Source organism: Nocardioides sp. NPDC059952 (assembly GCF_042730435.1).
Lineage (GTDB): Bacteria > Actinomycetota > Actinomycetes > Propionibacteriales > Nocardioidaceae > Nocardioides.
Window position 1 is genome coordinate 1 of sequence record NZ_JBHWLY010000155.1, and the last position, 1,462, is coordinate 1,462.

At 67.1% G+C, this 1,462-nt stretch carries 1 protein-coding gene; it reads left to right on the forward strand.

Translation table 11 applies throughout. The features are described 5' to 3' along the window. Window positions 1-316: 316 nt before the first annotated feature. Window positions 317-1,444 carry an IS110 family transposase gene (locus ACFV9G_RS29850; RefSeq protein ID WP_378733108.1) on the forward strand — a complete coding sequence of 376 codons (1,128 nt, stop codon included), beginning with the start codon at window positions 317-319 and terminating at the stop codon, window positions 1,442-1,444. The last annotated feature ends 18 nt before the right edge of the window (window positions 1,445-1,462 follow it).

Sequence of the window (1,462 nt, forward strand, 5' to 3'; positions counted from 1 at the left end):
GATAGCCAGCCTGTGATTATCGGGTCTGGTTGGCCTGGGGCCGACTGATGCAAGGGTTGGTGCCGGTCTCGGTCGTGGTGTGACTCATAGCCAGCCGGGCCCCGTCCTGTCGACGGGTGCCTTGAAATTGACGTGTCCGCCGCGGCCGGGGTCGGCGTCGGCCCTTGGATCCCACCGCGATGACTTGATCAGAAGCATGGCCCGCATCGGGAAGCAGCCCGGTGTGGTGCCTCGTCACAGTGCTGTTCTCGCGGTGACCCTTGTATCCCTGGGCCGACGCCGTCACGACGTCCACCAAGGAATAGGAGACATCGCAATGTCCATCGTGACAGACCCGTCCGTTGGCCCCTCAGCCACGCTCAGAGCCCTCGACGCGACGGTCGCCGACAGCTATCGGTTCGTCGTGGGTGTCGATACCCACGCTGCCGAGCATGTCTACGGCCTGATCGGCTGCCCGCATGGCCTGGCCCTCGACCTTCCGCAGGAGTTCCCGACCACCCAGGCCGGTATCGACCGGGCCATCAGATGGCTGGGCCGCCGCACCGGCGGCGACATCACCGCCACATTGGTGGTGGTCGAGGGCACCGGTTCCTACGGCGCGATCTTGGCCAGCCGCCTAGCCGACCTCGGCTACCGAGTCGTCGAGGCACCCACCCCCGCCCGCAACCGCGGCCAGGCCAAAAACGACGCCCTCGACGCCGCAGCGGTGGCACAACTTGCCCTAAGGATCCCCACCACAAGACTGCGTGATCGTCGTGGGGCCGGCCCCGACACGGCCACCCATGAAGCCCTTCAAGTCCTGCTGACCGCCCGCGAACAGGACAATGACGAGCGCACACGCGCGATCAACGCGCTCACCGCGCTGGTCCGCACCCACCAACTCGGGATCGACGCACGCCGTGCTCTGACCCGCACCCAGATCACCCAGATCGCGCACTGGCGCCCCCGAAGCGAACACGCCGGCCTGGCTACCGCACGAACCCGCGCAGTACGACTGGCCAAACAGATCCTCCTCCTCGCCAAGGACCTCGCCGCCAACCAACAGCAACTCCACGACCTAGTCACCACCCGAGCACCCGAACTCCTCGCCCTCCCCGGAGTCGGACCCGTCACCGCCGCGGTCGTCCTCACCGCCTGGTCCCATCCCGGACGAGTCCGCAACGAGGCCGCCTTCGCCGCCATCGCCGGCACCAGCCCGATCGAGGCATCCTCGGGAAACCGACACGAACTACGCCTCAACCGCGGCGGGGACCGCAGACTCAACTCCGCGATCACCACCATCGCGATGACCCGCATGCGCTGCGACGAACGCACCCGCACCTACACCCAACGCCGCCGCACCGAAGGCCTCACCACCCGCCGCATCCGCCGATGCCTCAAGCGCTACATCACCCGCGAGCTCTACCGCACCCTCAACACCATCCACCGCGAACCAGGAGCTTGACAGAACATAGAAGCGTCA

What these genes read in the sequence shown, in the direction of transcription:
- ACFV9G_RS29850 (WP_378733108.1), top strand. Translation starts at nt 317, where the DNA reads ATGTCCATCGTGACAGACCCGTCCGTTGGCCCCTCAGCCACGCTCAGA.